At 64.2% G+C, this 17333-nt stretch carries 18 protein-coding genes; 14 read left to right on the forward strand and 4 right to left on the reverse strand.

Annotated features, from left to right (window positions below):
- Window positions 1-53 precede the first annotated feature (53 nt).
- On the reverse strand, window positions 54-278 hold the full coding sequence (locus ACE03M_RS19110; RefSeq protein WP_143922230.1) for a sulfurtransferase TusA family protein: 225 nt from the start codon (window positions 276-278) through the stop codon (window positions 54-56).
- Window positions 275-1330 carry a YeeE/YedE family protein gene (locus ACE03M_RS19115; protein ID WP_143922231.1) on the reverse strand — a complete coding sequence of 352 codons (1056 nt, stop codon included), beginning with the start codon at window positions 1328-1330 and terminating at the stop codon, window positions 275-277. The genes ACE03M_RS19110 and ACE03M_RS19115 overlap by 4 nt, the downstream gene beginning before the upstream one ends.
- 281 nt (window positions 1331-1611) lie before the next feature.
- Here ACE03M_RS19115 and ACE03M_RS19120 point away from each other — a divergent pair, with 281 nt between their 5' ends.
- The 11 genes from ACE03M_RS19120 to ACE03M_RS19170 all read left to right on the forward strand — a co-directional run bounded on the left by ACE03M_RS19120 (window position 1612) and on the right by ACE03M_RS19170 (window position 13263).
- A complete protein-coding gene (locus ACE03M_RS19120; RefSeq protein WP_485935582.1) occupies window positions 1612-2796 on the forward strand; it encodes a 4-hydroxybenzoate 3-monooxygenase in 1185 nt (394 codons plus the stop codon).
- Between the two features lie 46 nt (window positions 2797-2842).
- Window positions 2843-3643, forward strand: a complete 801-nt coding sequence (gene pcaH / locus ACE03M_RS19125; RefSeq protein WP_485935584.1) for a protocatechuate 3,4-dioxygenase subunit beta — start codon at window positions 2843-2845, stop codon at window positions 3641-3643.
- Entirely contained in the window at window positions 3636-4208 is a 573-nt protein-coding gene (gene pcaG / locus ACE03M_RS19130) for a protocatechuate 3,4-dioxygenase subunit alpha (RefSeq protein ID WP_143922234.1), read from the forward strand. Before pcaH ends, pcaG begins: the two co-directional genes overlap by 8 nt.
- A gap of 51 nt (window positions 4209-4259) precedes the next feature.
- Window positions 4260-5669, forward strand: a complete 1410-nt coding sequence (locus ACE03M_RS19135) for a lyase family protein (RefSeq protein ID WP_485935586.1) — start codon at window positions 4260-4262, stop codon at window positions 5667-5669.
- A gap of 6 nt (window positions 5670-5675) precedes the next feature.
- Window positions 5676-6977 carry a bifunctional 3-oxoadipate enol-lactonase/4-carboxymuconolactone decarboxylase PcaDC gene (pcaDC, locus tag ACE03M_RS19140; protein WP_485935588.1) on the forward strand — a complete coding sequence of 434 codons (1302 nt, stop codon included), beginning with the start codon at window positions 5676-5678 and terminating at the stop codon, window positions 6975-6977.
- Window positions 6978-7127: 150 nt separating this feature from the next.
- Window positions 7128-8330, forward strand: a complete 1203-nt coding sequence (locus ACE03M_RS19145) for an MFS transporter (protein WP_485935590.1) — start codon at window positions 7128-7130, stop codon at window positions 8328-8330.
- Window positions 8331-8548: 218 nt separating this feature from the next.
- On the forward strand, window positions 8549-9991 hold the full coding sequence (locus tag ACE03M_RS19150) for an MFS transporter (protein WP_485935592.1): 1443 nt from the start codon (window positions 8549-8551) through the stop codon (window positions 9989-9991).
- Window positions 9992-10044: 53 nt separating this feature from the next.
- Window positions 10045-10515, forward strand: coding sequence for a heme-binding beta-barrel domain-containing protein (locus ACE03M_RS19155; protein ID WP_485935594.1), 471 nt, complete (start codon window positions 10045-10047; stop codon window positions 10513-10515).
- 184 nt (window positions 10516-10699) lie between these two features.
- On the forward strand, window positions 10700-11497 hold the full coding sequence (locus ACE03M_RS19160) for a transporter substrate-binding domain-containing protein (RefSeq protein ID WP_485935596.1): 798 nt from the start codon (window positions 10700-10702) through the stop codon (window positions 11495-11497).
- A gap of 186 nt (window positions 11498-11683) precedes the next feature.
- A complete protein-coding gene (locus tag ACE03M_RS19165) occupies window positions 11684-12478 on the forward strand; it encodes an amino acid ABC transporter permease (RefSeq protein ID WP_143922360.1) in 795 nt (264 codons plus the stop codon).
- Window positions 12478-13263: an amino acid ABC transporter ATP-binding protein gene (locus tag ACE03M_RS19170; RefSeq protein ID WP_485935598.1), complete on the forward strand. Its 786-nt coding sequence runs from the start codon at window positions 12478-12480 to the stop codon at window positions 13261-13263. The genes ACE03M_RS19165 and ACE03M_RS19170 overlap by 1 nt, the downstream gene beginning before the upstream one ends.
- 7 nt (window positions 13264-13270) lie before the next feature.
- Here ACE03M_RS19170 and ACE03M_RS19175 read toward each other — a convergent pair whose 3' ends face one another.
- The gene (locus ACE03M_RS19175; RefSeq protein WP_485935600.1) at window positions 13271-13792 is read right to left on the reverse strand and encodes a MaoC/PaaZ C-terminal domain-containing protein; all 522 of its coding nucleotides are present in this window, start codon (window positions 13790-13792) and stop codon (window positions 13271-13273) included.
- Window positions 13793-13917: 125 nt separating this feature from the next.
- Between ACE03M_RS19175 and ACE03M_RS19180 the strand changes: the two genes are divergently transcribed.
- Together ACE03M_RS19180 and ACE03M_RS19185 are read left to right on the forward strand one after the other, a co-directional pair.
- Entirely contained in the window at window positions 13918-15333 is a 1416-nt protein-coding gene (locus ACE03M_RS19180) for an MFS transporter (protein ID WP_485935602.1), read from the forward strand.
- Entirely contained in the window at window positions 15326-15850 is a 525-nt protein-coding gene (locus ACE03M_RS19185; RefSeq protein WP_485935604.1) for a nuclear transport factor 2 family protein, read from the forward strand. The genes ACE03M_RS19180 and ACE03M_RS19185 overlap by 8 nt, the downstream gene beginning before the upstream one ends.
- A gap of 13 nt (window positions 15851-15863) precedes the next feature.
- On the opposite strand, the gene ACE03M_RS19190 is transcribed toward ACE03M_RS19185, so the two are convergent.
- The gene (locus ACE03M_RS19190) at window positions 15864-16505 is read right to left on the reverse strand and encodes a TetR/AcrR family transcriptional regulator (protein ID WP_485935606.1); all 642 of its coding nucleotides are present in this window, start codon (window positions 16503-16505) and stop codon (window positions 15864-15866) included.
- 41 nt (window positions 16506-16546) lie between these two features.
- On the opposite strand from ACE03M_RS19190, the gene ACE03M_RS19195 reads away from it, so the two are divergent.
- A complete protein-coding gene (locus tag ACE03M_RS19195; protein ID WP_485935608.1) occupies window positions 16547-17332 on the forward strand; it encodes a hypothetical protein in 786 nt (261 codons plus the stop codon).
- Window position 17333: the final 1 nt, after the last annotated feature.

Consider the following 17333-nt stretch of genomic DNA (forward strand, 5'->3'; position numbering starts at 1 on the left):
GCCCGCCTCGGCAGTGGGGTTGGTCGTGTGACCGAGAAGAGATCTGTGGCCGGTCAGGCCTTCTGCACGGTGATGGTCCAGCTCGCTTCACCGGTGCGATCGAAGTGCGTCACGGGGTAGCCGTTCTCCGCCGCCCACTGAGGAATCGCCTCGGTGGCTTGGGTGCAGTCGAAGTTGATGACGAGCTCATCTCCGTTGTCCATTCCACCGATTGCGTCCTTGGCCTCAACCAGGGGGAAGGGGCAGACAAGACCGTTTGTCTCTAATACCTGTTTCATATGCTCCTGCTCTCTACGGGCTGCGCGGCACCTGTCCGCGCTCCTGATCTGATGGTGAATTTCGCGGCGACTCCAGCGCCGACGATCATGAAGAAGGTCGCGACCCACCCCTGATATTCGAACTGCGCGGTCGAGACCATGGCGTTGCCGACGGTGCAGCCGCCGGCGATCGCGGCGCCGACACCCATCCCGATTCCGCCGAGGATGGACTTGACCACGGTCGACTGATCGGGGACACGGATCCGGAACTCTCCCGAGGCCTTCGCCGCGATGAACGATCCGAGGAGGATGCCGATGACGAGCATGACGCCCCAGTCGACGAGCGAGGAGTCGCCCGTGCCGAGGAATGTCGTGAGATTCGCCGAGGGGGTCGTGATCCCCAGACCCGAGTTGCGTCCGGTCGCAGCCGAGAGCGGCCAGGCGATCGTGGCGATGACGCCGATGACGACGGCCGTGACGAACGGGTTCCAGCGCTTCTCCGTGAGGATATGAGCCAGCCCCTTCTTCAGCGGCGGCAGGGTCGCGACGGGCGTGGCGGTCTTCTTGTTGTGGTGCACGGTGACGGCAATGGCCACGGCGGAGATGATCGCAACGAAGACCCACGGGCTCAGCCCCGTCGATGCCTGGAGCGTGCCGCTTTCGATCGTGATCGAGCGCAGCCCCTCCGTCACCGAGGCGGCCGGTCCGTTCTTCATCACCGCGGAGACGAGCGCGTAGAAGATCAGTGCGAACCAGCTGCCGACCAGACCTTCACCGGCCCGGTAGTAGGTGCCGGTGGCACATCCGCCGGCCAGCACCATGGCGAAGCCGAAGATGAGGCCGCCGATGATCGACGCCAACCAGGGGAACGGCGAGGCCTCCAAGGTGATGACGCCCAGTGCGTTGAGCAGGAACAACCCGATCGAGTGCACGGCGATGAGGAGGATGAGTGCCGAGAACCATCGCGTGTTCCCGGTCAGCGTGAGATCGCGGAAGGCCCCGGTCACGCAGAAACGTCCCCGCTGGAGGACGAATCCGAGTGCCAGGCCGACGATCAGTCCGGTGATGATCATTCATGAGCTTTCTGCTTGTAGGCAGCTGGCTGCCGTGACGATACATGCATGTGTTGAGCTATCTATTGCCGAGTCGGGCTGGGAAAGACGTTCAGACCGCACCTCGCGAACACAACGCCCTACATTCTGCTCAACAATCCGACCGTTCGTCAACACCACTGCTCCAATCCCCGCCGATCCTGGGGTCCCCACAGCCGCTCTTCTCATTCATTGATAACTTCCTCGCCTTGTGTCAGTGACTGGGCGCACACTGAGAGGACGAATACGGCAAGGAGGCCCAGGTGCCAGAATTTCAGACCGACGTCGCTATCGTCGGAGCAGGTCCGGCCGGGCTGCTGCTCGCCCACACGCTGCACAATGCAGGGATCGACTCAGTCGTCATCGACAACCGCAGCCGCGACGACATCGCCCGCACTCACCGGGCAGGCATCCTCGAGGCCGGGTCCGTGCGAATGCTCGAGGCCGAAGGCATCGAGTCCCGCGTGCACACCTCCGGCCACCGCCACGACGGCATCGACATCCGCGTCGACGGCGTCAGCCACTCCTTCGACTTCCCGAACCTTGTCGGCGAATCCGTGTGGCTCTACCCGCAGAACGAAATCTTCGTCGACCTCTCCGCCGCCCGCGAACGCACCGGACGCCCCACCTTCTACTCGATCACCGACACCGCGATCGGCGACATAGAGACCGAACAGCCGTGGGTGAGTGCGACGACCGAAAACGGTGAGGAACTGACGATCAATGCCCGCTACGTCATCGGCTCCGACGGCTCCCGCGGGCCCTGCCGGGCGATGATCCCAGCAGACACGAAGCAGCGCTTCTTCCACGAATATCCCTTTGCCTGGTTCGGGATCCTCTGCGAGGCACCGGCCAGCCACGAGGTCCTCATCTACTCCCGCTCCGAACGCGGCTTCGCCCTGGTCTCCCAGCGCAGCGAGTCCGTGCAGCGCATGTACTTCCAAACCTCCCCCGACACCGAGGTGGCCGATTGGTCCGATGACCGCATCTGGTCGGAGCTGCAGTCCCGAGTCGAGGGACCCGACGGCTTCCAGCTCAAAACGGGCGCGATCATCGACAAGAACATCCTGCCCTTCCGCTCGGCCGTGACCGAGCCGATGCAGCATGGTTCCCTGTTCCTCGCCGGCGACAGCGCCCACACTGTTCCTCCCACCGGGGCAAAAGGCCTCAACCTCGCCTTCGCCGACGTGTCAGTGCTTGCCCCGGCGCTGATCTCAGCTCTCAAGAACTCCGACGCCGAGGCGCTGGCCGGGTATTCGCGGACCGCGACGAAACGTGTGTGGAAAGCTCAGAACTTCTCCTACCAGATGACCCGGATGCTCCACTCCGACCCCAGCCAGGATGCGTTCGAAACGAAGCGCAGCCTCGGCGAGCTCAATTCGATCCTCGAATCCGAGCACGGGCGGCGCTACCTCGCCGAGTGCTACACAGGCTGGCCCGAGGGCTGAGCAGGCTCAACACAAAGAACCCCCACACCGAGAAGAAAGGTTCGACATGGGAGCACAGAAACTCTCCGGCCCGGACGATGCGGCCGAGTCACAGCAGACGCTGTCTGCCGAGGTCGAAGCCATCGAGACCGAGCATAAGAATGCAGTCGCCGCCGGCACACCGGCCGAGACCCAGCCGCGCCTGGACTACCCGCCGTACCGGTCCTCGATTCTGCGGCACCCGACGAAGGACCCTCGGCACACGGACCCGGAGACCATCGAGCTCTTCTCCCCTGCATTCGGCCACCGCGACTTAGCGAACCTCGAATCCGACCTCACGATTCAGGCTGGCGGGGAGCCGATCGGCGAACGCATCAAGGTCACCGGTCGCGTCCTCGACGGCAACGGCCGCCCGGTCCGAAACCAGCTCATTGAGATCTGGCAGGCCAACTCCGCCGGTCGCTACATCCACAAGCGCGACCAGCACCCGGCCCCGATCGACCCGAACTTCACCGGCGTCGGCCGCACCCTGACCGGCGACGACGGCTCCTACTCGTTCACAACGATCAAGCCGGGACCCTACCCGTGGAAGAACCACCACAATGCGTGGCGGCCGGCCCACATCCACTTCTCGCTCTTCGGCTCCGAGTTCACCCAGCGCATGATCACTCAGATGTACTTCCCCAGCGATCCGCTGTTCGCCCTCGACCCGATATACCAGTCGATCACGGATCAATCAGCCCGCGACCGCCTCGTCGCCACCTACGATCACAACATCACCGAGCACGAATTCCTCATGGGCTACAACTGGGACATCGTGCTCACCGGAGGCAACCGCACCTGGATGGAAGAAGAGGACGATGACTGACCAGAAGCTCACCGCGACACCCGGCCAGACCGTCGGACCGTTCTACGGCTATGCCATGCCATGGCCTGGCGACAACGAAATCGTTCCTCCAGCAAAAGCCGAAGCAGTCCAGCTCCACGGCTATATCTACGACGGGGCGGGTGCGCCCGTCCCCGATGCGATCCTCGAGATCTGGCAGCCCGATGGCAACGGCAACGTCTCCCGCAATTCGGGCTCCCTGCGCCGTGACGGATTCACCTTCACCGGTTTCGGCCGCAATGAGGTCGACCCGGAGGGCCGATACGTCTTCTCCACCCTCAACCCAGGGGCGACCGAGGCAGGCAAGGCACCGTTCATCAGCGTCGTCATCTTCGCCCGTGGACTGCTGAACAGGCTGTTCACCAGGATCTATCTCCCCGAGGACACCGAGGCTCTGGCGGCCGACCCGCTGCTGTCCTCCCTCGATGCGACAGAGCGGGACCGTCTCATCGCGACTCGCGGGGCTGACGGATCGCTGCGTTTCGACATACGGTTGCAGGGTGAGAACGAGACCCCATTCCTGCGGTTCCCCAGCCACGAAGACTGACAGGACTCACGAAGACCGAGTCACCGCTGCCGCCACCGGAGAGGACACACAATGACTGACACCGCTGCCCATACGCGCCTCCTGTTCGCCCCGGGCGACCTGCGAGGCGCCGAGGCCATCGACGATGTCGCCCTCGTGTCTGCACTCGGCGATGTGGAGTCGGCGTGGATCAATGCTCAGGCACATGCCGGGCTGATCTCCTCCGATGACCGCGCCGAGGCGGTGGAGGGCATCGAAGCCACCACACGGTCGCTGCTCTCCGACTCCGCCGAACTCGAGACACTGGCCGCTGACGCCGAATCCGGCGGCAACCCGGTCATTCCGTTCCTCAAGACCGTGCGCACACGACTCGGTCCGGATGCGTCCCGCGCATTGCACAAGGGCCTGACCAGCCAGGACGTCATGGATTCGGCGCTAGGGCTGCTCATGGCCCGAGTCGCCCGCCAGACTCATGCACGCCTCGACGTCATCGCCGAGGTGCTCGTCGGGCTCTCCGAGGATCATGCCTCGACCGTGTGCTTGGCTCGCACCCTGACTCAACCGGCGCTGCCGACGACCTTCGGGCTCAAGATCGCCTCCTGGGCCGCCGAGGTCCACGAGGTCCAGAGCCTGACCCCGCGCATCGACTACGTGCAGGTCGGAGGAGCCGCGGGCACTCGAGCCGCGATCCGCGAGTTCGCGGGAGCCCAGACCGAGGCGCTGCTGCGCGAATTCCATGTGCAGCTGCGCGGACCCGACGCCGCACTCACCAGCATTCCCGCGCCCTGGCACACCGACCGCGTACGGGTCCTCAACTGGGCCTCTCACCTCACCCAATGTGTGACTGTCGGGGCCTCAATCGCCCGAGATGTCCTCATCGGCACCCGCCCGGAGGTCGGCGAACTGAACCTGGCTGCGACCGGTGGGTCCTCGGCGATGCCGCAGAAGCTCAACCCCACCTCGGCGGTGCTGCTTCACCGCAACGGCATGCGCGCTCCCGGGCTCATGGCCACACTGACCTCGACCGCGGCCGAGGCGATCGAGGAGCGCTCCGACGGAGCCTGGCACGCCGAATGGCCTGCCCTCTCCGAGCTCATGGGCCTGGCCGTGTCCTCCCTCATCATGCTCCAGACGATGGTCGAAGGACTGAGCGTCAAACCTGATGCGATGCGCAAGAACGTGGACGCAGCCAGCCCCGGCATCTTTGCCGAACGCCTCAACACCGCCTTCGGCGACCGGCTGACGAAGACTCAGGTTCAGGACATCATCGCCCCTGGTGGTGACCCTGTGGCCGCGCTCAAAGCAGCCCTGAGCCAGAACCCGGATGCTGGGGACGATGCCTCGGCCGACGAATTGGAGAGCTTCTTCTCTCCGGAGAACTACCTCGGCGACGCCGAAGACATCCGACAGACCATCATTGCCACCATCAACGGACCCGAGCCCGTATCGCCGGGGCTCCTCCCCTTCGCCTCAAGAAAGTGACCTGACGTGGAACTCACCGCAACCGTCCTTGCCGCACCGACCGCCCCTGCCACAGCGAACCCGCGCGTCCTCGTCGTCCTGCCCTCACTGGGCACCTCGGTGAGCGCGCTGTGGCAGACGGCTGCCACCCACCTCGGCGGCGTGGATCCTGAGACGACGGTCATCGGCATCGACCTGCCCGGCCACGGCCGCTCGACGCCGGTCAACGTCCCCGCGGGCACGTCCGAGGTGCCCAGACTGACGATGAGCGACCTCGCCGAGGCGGTCCTGACCACCATCGACCGAGTCCTTCCCGACGTGGCCGGTTCTGCTGCTGCCCGCATCAGCCTGGCCGGTGACTCGATCGGCGGCGCGATCACCCTGCAGCTGGCCCTCGACCACGGTGATCGTTTCGATCGTGCCGCCGTGTTCTGCACCGGAGCCAAGATCGGTGAGGCCAGCGGTTGGGAGGAACGCGCGGAGGTCGTCGCCACCTCGGGCACACCCACACAGGTCATCGGTTCGGCCCAGCGCTGGTTCGGTGAGGGCTTCATGGATCGCGAGCCCGATGCTTCGGCTGCCCTGCTGCACTCGCTGCAGGACGCGGACCGCTTCTCCTATGCCGCGCTCTGCCACGCACTGGCCTCCTTCGACGTCCGCTCGCGCCTATCGGAGATCACCCTGCCGGTTCTCGCCGTCGCCGGGTCCGAGGATCAGCCGACCCCACCGACCAAACTCGCGGAGATCGCCAATGGCATCTCCGGTGCCCTCCTCGAGGTCATCGAGGGCGCCGCCCACCTCGTGCCTGCCGAAGCGCCGGCGGTCGCCGCAGGTCTGCTCCACGACTTCCTGGATGGAAACGGCACGGGCGGAAACACTGCGAACACTCAGGGCTCGGACGCCGCCTCGGCGGACCTGCCCACTGCCTCCGGTCCACGTGAAGCCAGCCGGGACGAGGTGCGCGAGGCCGGAATGACCGTGCGCCGCCAGGTCCTCTCCGATGCTCACGTCGACCGCGCGAATGCGAAGGTCGATGACTTCACCGCCGACTTCCAGGACCTCATCACCCGCTACGCCTGGGGTGAGATCTGGACCCGCCCGGGCCTCGAGAAGCGCATGCGATCAGCGATCACACTGACCGCGATGATCGCCGGCGGCCACGAGGCCGAGCTCGCGATGCACGTCAAGGCCGCAGTGCGCAACGGGCTGAGCCGCGACGAGATCAAGGAAGTCCTCCTCCAATCCGCCATCTACTGCTCCGTTCCCAGTGCGAACACCGCATTCTCCGTGGCTTCGCAGGCATTGGCAGAGATGGACGAAGAAGGCTGACGCTGTTCGAATCGTCACATTGCGTCCGCGGGGCTATCGGTGGCCGTCGATGGGCAATAGGCTTGTTCGGTTGCAGTGAATCGCCCGCGTGAGTCTCCGACCTCGGGCGTCACAGCGGTCCAGATCATTCACTTCGCCCGAAGGAACTCCATGAGCGACGCTCCGGTGCCACGCCGCGTCTACAAGTTCGCCGTCTTCGCCTTAGCGATCGGCGCATTTGCCATCGGTGTGACCGAGTTCGCCACGATGGGCCTGCTGCCCCATATCGCGCGCGAACTCGGCATCACCGTGCCCCAGGCCGGCCACGCCGTGTCGTTCTACGCCATCGGCGTCGTCGTCGGGGCACCACTGATCACCACGATCGCTGCGCACATGGACCGCAAGAACCTGCTGCTGGGCCTCATGGGTCTCTTCGCCCTCGGCAACGTCGCCTCGATGCTCGCACCCGACGCGACCCTGTTCAATATTGCGCGCTTCGCCAGCGGACTGCCCCACGGCGCCTACCTGGGCATCGGCGCCATCGTCGCCTCCTCGCTCGTGCCCCCGAACCGCCGCGGGCGAGCGATGGCACGCGTGATGTTGGGTCTGACGATCGCCAACATCGTCGGCGTCCCCATCGCCACGGCCCTTGGCAACATGCTCGGCTGGCGCAGCGCCTACGCCCTCGTCGCCGCTCTCGGCATCCTCACCGTCATCATGGTCGCCGTCGGCGTACCCCGCGTGAAGCTCAGCGGCGTGCCCTCGGCTCGCGGTGAGATGAAGGCCCTGGCCCGACCGCAGATCATCCTCACCCTCGTTGCCGGCTCCGTCGGCTTCGGCGGCATGTTCGCCGTCTACACCTACATCGCCCCGACCATGACCGACGTCGCCGGCGTCCCGGAGGTCGCGATCCCCTGGGTTCTCGCCGTCTACGGACTCGGCATGACCGCCGGCTCCCTCATCGCCGGGCCCCTCGTCGACAAGTCCATCGAACGCTCTGGCATCGGCGGCATGATCCTCTCCGCCATCGTGCTCTCCGCGTTCGGCGCCTTCACCCAGATCCCGGCCGTCGCGATCATCGCTCTCTTCCTCATCGGCATCGCCGGCTCGATGATCACGACCGCGCTGCAGATGCGCCTGCTGCGCGACTCCCACGACGCACCGAGCCTGTCAGCGGCCATGAACCATGCCGCGTTCAATCTCGCCAACGCCCTCGGCGCCTGGCTCGGCGGCATCGTCATCACCGCAGGCCTGGGCTACCGCGCCCCGGCCTGGGTGGGCGTGGGCCTGTGTCTGCTCGGGCTCATCGTCCTCGTCATCGCGATCTCCCTCCGCCGAGGCGGCACGACGAACCGCTCGACCGTCGAGCTCTGAGGCCGGCTTCACGTCCTGGCGTGACGTGGGGTCTGAGTCGTGCAGATCACTCGGACGTACAAGTAATCTCAACTTCTGATACCTTCGGGTCGCATTGTGTGAGACAAGAGTAGTGTCTAGCAGTCGCCTTTCACGCCTGTGTCCGGCGACTTTCATCTGACACGAGCACCATCCCGCCCGTGCCTTCGTATCTCGACAACAGCGGAGCACAAAAGAACATGTCCACCGATACACAGCCGGGAAACCCGAGCGCTCAGCCGGGCCCGGAGTCCGAATCCGATGTCATCGCAGCGACTCGGAAGAACAACACCCGGGGCAAGGTTCTCACCGCCTCGATGGTCGGCACCACGATCGAATTCTTCGACTTCTATGCCTATGCGACCGCCTCGTCGCTGGTGTTCCCTGCCCTCTTCTTCCCCAATCAGACGTCGACGACCCAGCTGCTGAGCTCCTTCGCGATCTTCGGCGTCGCCTTCGTCGCCCGACCCCTGGGTTCCATCATCTTCGGCCACTTCGGCGACCGCATCGGCCGCAAGAAGACACTCATCGCGTCCCTGCTCATCATGGGCATCGGCACCTTCCTCATCGGCCTCCTCCCGACCGCGAGCGCTCCGGGCTGGATCGTCCTGGCCCCACTGCTCCTCGTCCTCCTGCGCTTCTGCCAGGGCGTCGGACTCGGCGGCGAATGGTCGGGTGCGGCACTGCTGGCCACCGAGAACGCGCCGAAGGGCAAACGTGCCATCTGGGGAACCTTCCCGCAACTGGGCGCCCCTGTCGGCTTCATCATCGCCAACCTGCTCTTCGTCGGCCTCAACAAGTGGACATCCCCCGAGGCGTTCCTCGCCTGGGGCTGGCGCATCCCCTTCCTGCTCTCGGCGCTCCTCGTCGCCGTCGGCCTCTACGTTCGCATGTCCCTCATGGAGACTCCCGCCTTCCAGCTGGTCGCCCAGAAGCAGCAGATCTCCAAGGCCCCGCTCGCTGCCGTCTTCAAGACGAGCTGGAAGCCGCTGATCCTCGGCACCTTCATCATGTTCGCGACCTACGTGATCTTCTACTTCATGACCGCGTTCACCCTCACCTACGGCACCTCACCAGCCACCACCGGTCAGGCGAAGACCGCCGCCGAGGCTGCCGGCACGAGCTTCGATCCCGCCGGATTCGTCGCTGGGCTGGGATATACGAAGAGTGAGTTCCTCACCTACCTCATCATCGGCGTCGTCTTCTTCGGCATCTTCACCGTGGTCTCCGGACCGCTGGCCGAAAAGCTGGGGCGACGCACGATGCTCATGGGGGTCACGGTTCTCATCGCCGCCTATGGTCTCGTCGTCAATGTCCTCTTCAATGCAGGAACCCCAGGCGTCATCATCGCCCTGATCGTCGGCTTCATCCTCATGGGACTGACATTCGGTCCGATGGCCGCGTACCTGCCGGAGCTGTTCCCTGCCAATGTGCGCTACACGGGCTCAGCGATCTCCTACAACATGTCCAGCGTCATCGGTGCGGGTCCGGCGCCGTTCGTCATGGTGGCCCTGTGGCAGGCCGAAGGCGGAACGATCTTCTACTGCGGCCTCTACATCATCGGTGCGGCGATCCTCACGCTCATCGCCCTGTTCCTGGCCAAGGACACCTCTGACCTCGACATGGAAGCTCAGCTGAGCTGAGACCTCATGCCCTAGGATCGAGACGAAGGCAACCGATCCTGGGGAGGACGACCATGGCACTTTCACCGCAGCTGAGGCCCTTGATCGGCACTTGGCGGGGCCCGGGATCGGGCCACTACCCCACGATCGACCCGTTCAGCTACAGCGAAGAACTGATCCTCCGCGACGTCGCCAAGCCCTTCCTGGTCTATCAGCAGCGCACCTGGTCACCCGACGGACGGCCCCTGCACATGGAAACGGGGTTCCTGCGCAGCCCCACGCCCTCGACCGTCGAACTCGTGCTGGCCCAACCGACCGGGCACGCCGAACTGGCCGAAGGCACCCTGACTGCAGCTGAGGACGGACTGGTTCTCGAGCTGCAGTCACCGCAGGTCCTCGTGGCAGCCTCGGCGAAACCCGTTGCAGCAACCGCTCGAACCTACCGTCTGGTGAAGAATCAGCTGTCGGTCGACTTCTCAATGGCCGCAGTTGGCGCGGCCATGACTCATCACCTTCATTCGGACCTCATCAGGGCCGAAGACTGACGCTGCCCCAGGCTGATACGGAATTTCAACACTACGATTTGGCAACGACCGCCTCGGCGAGGCTCCGTTCGTCATGCGTGTGATGCAAGACACGGTACGATTCCTTTCAGACGTTGCTCGGACTTTTCCCGCGCGAGCGACACTTTTCTATGACATCGATGTCACTGACTCTCCTGGAGGAACTATGAAACGACGCTTGACTCTGGCCACGGTGGCCGTCGGCGCCATGCTCGCTCTGTCCGCGGGCGGCGGCGGAGGCGAATCAGAGCCGGCAGCGACCGGCGAAGGTGGAGTCCCCCTGATCAAAGAGGGCAAACTGACGACCTGCACCCACCTGTCCTACCAGCCCTTCCAGTTCGAGAAGGACGGCGAGGTGGTCGGATTCGACGTCGACATCGTCGATGCCGTGGCGAAGAAGCTCGGCGTGGAGCAGGAGATCATCAACACCTCGTTCGAGACGATCACCTCAGGCGCGGAATTCAACCAGCAGAAGTGCGATGTCGCGGCAGCCGCGACGACGATCACTCCCGAGCGTCAAGAGGCCACTGACTTCTCAGAGGGGTACTTCGCTGCCAACCAGGCGATTCTGACCAAGGGCGACAAGAAGGCAGAAGACGAGGCAGCGCTCAAGGGCTTCAAGATCGCGGCCCAGGCCGGCACCACGGGACTCGAGTACGCAACCGAGAACTTCAAGGACTCGGAAGTCATCACCTACGAGGACCTGCCGCTGTCCCTCGAAGCGCTCAAGACCGGACAGGTCGACGCCGTGATCAATGACAACGGCGTGCTCTACAACTACAACACCGAGAACAAGGGCTTCGCGATCGGCTTCGATATCAAGACCGATGAGCACTACGGCATCAGCATGAAAAAGGGCAACACCCAGATGAAGAAGGCCGTGGACGACACTCTCAAGGAGATCAAGGACAACGGCGAGTACGACAAGATCTACAAGAAGTGGTTCGGCGAAGCTCCCAAATAGAGATCGCTGACCGGGCGGTCGGCCACGACTTTCACGTCTGGGCCGGCCGCCCGTTGACCTGAGCAGACTCGGCACACCACGCCACCATCGTTGAAGGACTCACCCATGTCACCAACACCCGCGACCGGAGGCAACGGCCCAACCGGCCCCGCAGTCCCTCTCGCCACTGCTACCCCCAAGGCCAAGATGAGCAAGCGTCAGAAGGCCAAGCTCTCCCGTGGCATCCAATACGCGATCCTCATCCTCATAGCCGTCGTCATCGCGCTCGTCGCCGACTGGCCGACGCTCATCGATTCCTTCGGCCGGGTCGACATCGCCGTCGACATGTTTCCTGAGGTCATCACCGGTGCGCTGAAGAACACCGTCATCTTCACGGCCCTCGGCTTCGTCCTCGGGCTGGCCATCGCTCTCGTCGTCGCCCTCATGCGGCTGTCCTCGGTCGGCGTCTATCGCTGGCTCGCGACGATCTACATCGAATTCTTCCGCGGACTGCCGGCTCTCGTCGTCTTCCTCGTCATGGGATTCGGGCTTCCCGTCGCGTTCCCCGGTTTCCTACTCCCCCAGCTGGTCATCATCATGATCGCCCTCGGCCTCGTGTCCTCGGCGTACATGGCGGAGACCATCCGCGCCGGCATTCAAGCGGTGCCCAAGGGACAGGTCGAGGCAGCACGCTCGCTGGGCATGTCGTCCTCGCGAGCGATGATCACGATCGTGCTGCCCCAGGCGATGCGCATCATCCTCCCGCCGCTGACCAATGAACTCATCCTGCTCACGAAGGATTCCTCACTGGCCTACATCCTCGGGTCCTCGGTCGACGGGCGCGAACTCGCGGCACTCGGTCGAGCCGAGATCGTCAACACAGCCAACCTCACCCCGTTCATCGTCATCGCGGTCTGCTATCTCATCATCACGATCCCGCTGTCGTATCTCTCACGTGTCCTCGAACGCAAATACGGTTCCGCCGAGCCAGGAGCGAAGTAATGTCCAGATCAGCCACCACCTCGGCACGGGAGACCGCGACTCCGATCATCGCGATTCGGAACCTCAAGAAGAGCTTCGGGTCCAACCAGGTCCTCACGGACATCAACCTCGACGTCGACAAGGGCGAAGTCGTCTGCGTCATCGGCCCCTCGGGTTCCGGCAAGTCGACGATGCTGCGCTGCATCAACACGCTCGAGACCCCGACTGGCGGCTCGATCGTCGTCGACGGCATGGACATGATGGACCTCGATCTCGACATCGATGCCGCGCGCACCCGCATCGGCATGGTGTTCCAATCCTTCAACCTCTTCGGCCACCTCACCGTGCGAGAGAACCTCACCATCGCCCAGACCAAGGTCCTGGGGCGCTCGAAGGCTGAGGCGAACACCGTCGCCGAGGCGAACCTGGCGAAGGTGGGACTGTCTGAGAAGATCGAGGCCAAGCCCTCGTCCCTGTCCGGGGGCCAGCAGCAGCGAGTGGCGATTGCTAGGGCCCTGAGCATGGACCCCGATGTGATGCTCTTCGACGAGCCCACATCGGCACTCGATCCAGAGACCGTGGGCGATGTCCTCCAGGTCATGCGCAACCTCGCCGAGGCGGGCATGACGATGGTCGTCGTCACGCATGAGATGGAGTTCGCCCGGCAGGTCGCCGACCGCGTCCTGTTCATGGACGGCGGGTACGTCGTCGAGTCCGGACCCGCCAGGGAGGTCATCGGCAACCCGCAGGAGCAGCGGACGAAGGACTTCCTCGCCCGCGTCCTCAATCCCGGGCAGCTGGGGTAGGGGCGCTTCACCAGTCCTGCCCGTTGGCTGCACACTCGTCTCGAAGCTTGATGAGAAAGCCGCATCGTCCTTGTTGGGCGATCTCGCCATGCTGGTTGTACAGGGTGAACTGCCGGTCGAGGAATCCCTTGTCCTCGGCCGAGACCAGCCGCTTGCCGAGGATCTCCATCTCCATGGTCACCGTGTCTCCGATGTGGAGCGGGCGCTTGAACTTCCAGTCGTCGATGCCGGTCATCGCGATCGCGGAACTGGTGAACCAGCCGGCCCGGTCCATCAGTCCGGTGATCACCGCGATCCCCAGTACTCCGTGGAGGAGCCGACCACCGCCTGCCTCCATGTACTCGGCGTCGGAGTGCACCTGGTTCCAGTCGCCGGAGACCATGGAGAACAGTGTGAGGTCGGCCTCCGAGAGAGTTCGTGAGGAGGACCGATAGATCTGGCCGACGTCCATGTCCTCGAAGTAGAGACTATGGTCAGTGGAGATGGACCTGCCCAGGGACGGTCCGGACTGCGCGGGATCTTGCGTCATTGCCGACTCCTTCGTTCTTCTGGGCCGGAACGGTCCTTTGCGGACCCCCTATTGCCAGCCCTCATGTGATCTGCCATACTCACTATACAAGAACGAACGTTCTTCCCTGCTCAAAGGAGAGTGCTATGGCCTCAACAATCGAACCACCCGTCGACCGCTCCGGGCCTGACGCCGTCGATCTTGACCTCCCTGAGGAGAGCAAGATGACGAAGCTGGCGAGTGCCTCGGTCCTCGCCACAGCCCTCGAATGGTTCGACTTCCTCATCTACTCCACCGCCTCGGCGCTGGTGTTCGGGCACATCTTCTTCCCCTCCCTCGACGGCGCACTGGGGACCATCGCCTCGTTCGGCACCCTCGCCGTGGGCTTCATCGCACGACCAGTCGGCGGCATCATCGCCGGCGCACTCGGCGATCGCTTCGGACGCAAGGGACCCCTTGTCGCTTCCATGGTCATCATGGGCCTCGCGACGGCTTCCATCGGCATGCTGCCCGGGTACGACACCATCGGAATCTGGGCACCCATCCTCCTCATCACCGCACGCCTGATCCAGGGACTTGGAGTCGGCGCCCAGTGGGGCGGCGCGACACTGCTGCTGACCGAGCACTCCCCCATCAAGCGTCGCGGCTTCTACGGCTCCTTAGTTCAGCTCGGCACCGTCGCAGGCATCATCATCGGCAATGCCTTCTTCCTCTGCATCCTGCTCTTCGTCGATGAAGAGGCCTTCATCGCATGGGGCTGGCGTGTGCCGTTCCTCTCCGGACTCCTTCTCGTCGCGGTCGGCATCTTCGTTCAGATGAAGATCGAAGAGACTCCGGTCTTCAAATCGATGCAGGCCAAGGCCCAGGCCGCGACCGCAGGCAAGGAGATGCCCAAGGTGTCACTGCTGGGCGCCGTGCGCAGGTACTGGCGTCAGATCCTCCAGGCAGCTGGAGCATTCTTCGTCGTCAACGGCACCTTCTACGTCATGATCTCCGGCATGCTCTCCTACGGAACGGCCAACGTCGGTCTTTCACAGACGACGATGATCATGATCGTCTGCCTCGCCGTTGCCACTCAGATCTTCACGATCCCCTACTTCGGGGCCTGGTCGGACCGCCACGGCCGGCGAAAGATCTTCCTTGTGGGCACAGTGCTCATGGCAGTCTGGGCATTCCCGTTCTTCTGGCTCGTCGACACCGGTAATCCTGTCCTCGTCGGTCTGTCTCTCATCGTCGGTCTCACACTGCATGCAATGATGTTCGGCCCGCAGGCGGCACTGTTCGCGGAGATGTTCCCCGCCGACGTTCGCTACTTCGGAGCCTCTCTCGGGTTCCAGCTCGCCAGTGTCTTCGCCGGTGGACTCGCACCCATGATCATGGTCTCCCTCATCGAGTTCACAGGCACCTCGGCGAGCGTATCGGCCTACATCATCGTCATGGCCATCATCACCTTCATCGCCGTCTACACGATCAAGGAGCGCTTCCGGGCCAACCTGCACGAGACGACTCGTGACATCGAGGAGCGCGAAGCTTCGGAAGCAGCAGGTGTCGAACATGTCTGAGCACAATGCATCACTCGAGGAGCGCATCGCCCGCCTCGAGGACATCCAGGCGATCGGACAGCTTCGCGCCCGCTACTGCCAGGCTCTCGATGACGGACACTGGAATGCTCTGGCCGACACATTCACCGAAGACGGGGCATTCGTCGGACTCTCGACTGCCCGCGGTCGAGAGGAGATGCTCGAGTTCTTCCCGAAGCTCAATTCGACGACCGTGACCTCGTGGTGGCACTTCAGCTCGAACGAAACCGTCGACCTCGACGGCGACTTCGCCACCGGCACGACCTGGCTGCTCCAGCCCTGCGTCGTCGAGGGCGAATCGCAGTTGGCCGCGGGTCGCTACGACGACACGATGGTCCGCACCGCAGAGGGATGGCGCTTCACCGAACGCAGAGTTTCGTTCTTCTTCTGGTCCTCGCTCGAAGCCGGATGGGACGCAGCGCGGTTCTCATTCCCGCCCGCCAGCGGGGCCGCTGATGCGCGCACCATGGAACGAGTCGATCGTGGCCAGTCAGTCTGAGGTCTGCTACGGACTACCGACCGGCGTTGTCCGGTCGGTTCGCAGCACGCACGAGGCCGAACACCAGGTCGACCTGGAGATCGGCGAGTTCGCCGGGCGAAAGTCTGCCGTCTGGCCGGTACCACGTGGACATCGAGTTGCACAGAGTCACAACACCCCGTGTGGCCGAGCCGATGTTGCGCACATCGCAGGCTCCGGCATCGAGGCCGTCGGCAATGGCGGTACGGAAGACCTTCTCCGTCCGATCACGCTGAGTAACCACCTCGGCGCGGTTCTCACCTTCGAGGTAACGGAACTCGGTGATGCCCACCACCGAGGCGCGCGGCTTCTCCACGATGAAATCGACGTAGGCCCGCACTGCCGCATCAAGCCTGGCCAACGGCGCTTCACCGGCCGCAGTCACTGCCGCCTCGAGGGAGTCGGCGAGCGTGCGGGCAGTGTCCTCGAGGACGACCTCAAGGATCTCGCTCTTCGAACCGAAGTAGTTGTAGAGGTTCGACAGCGAGGTCCCGGCTGCCTTCGCAATCTCACGCGTCGACGCCCCGTGGAAACCCTTCGCTGCGAGCACTTCGAGCGCCGCATCGACGACCGTTTCGCGGTCGATGAAACGTGGCGCAGCCCGCCGCCTGCCTGACTTGTCCACATGCTCGTCCATTGCCACCAATCTTCTCATAAGCCCCCTCGGAAGGAATCTCAATGACACCGCCGCTCGCCCCCGGACAGCGATTGCTCGCTGCCGCCCCCACCCTCGCACCGGGTTCGACATTGGCCTTGGCTGACGCTGTGGCGACTGCGCTTCGCACCGAGATCATCGACGCTTCCGACCTGGTCTCAGCGGACTTGGTGTCCGCACACCTCGAGCTGAAAGGGCCTATCGCCGAGTCTCTGTCCCCGACTGCGGTCGTCACAGCGATCCTGTCCGATCGGGACGCAAGTGTGCGCGCCGAGGTGACTGCCTTCCTCGACGATGACACCGGGGCCGTTGCCGTCCTGCGGTTGGCATTCACCGGCACGATGCCCGACGCCTGGGCCCTCGACCGTTCCGATTCCTTCTCCGGCCTGTTGTGCCCCGGCAGCAGGGAGTGGAACGCCGAGCTCCACCGCCGGCTGAGCGAGGACGAGTCGTTCGCCCGCCTCATCGAGTCCTACGACGGAACGATAGGGATCTCGATCGGCGGCCGCCCCGTGCACATCCGCTGCTACCGCGGCCAGGTCCTCGAGGTCGTGGCCCGCGCGATCAAGGGTGCCGATTTCGTCCTCGACATCCCCGGCGAGGTCTTCATCGATCTCATGACCTCGGGCGACAACAGCTTCATGGAGACCGCCATGGTGGGGAAGATGCGGTCGGCAGGATCCGGCTACGAATATCTGCGCATGACAAGCGCGCTCATCCGCATCATCGACAACGCCCGCGCCCTCGCCGGCACCGCCGGATACGTCGGCGCACACACGACTTCCATCGAGACCCAGCAGGTGGCCTGAT

Source organism: Brevibacterium sp. AGC70 (assembly GCF_057334195.1).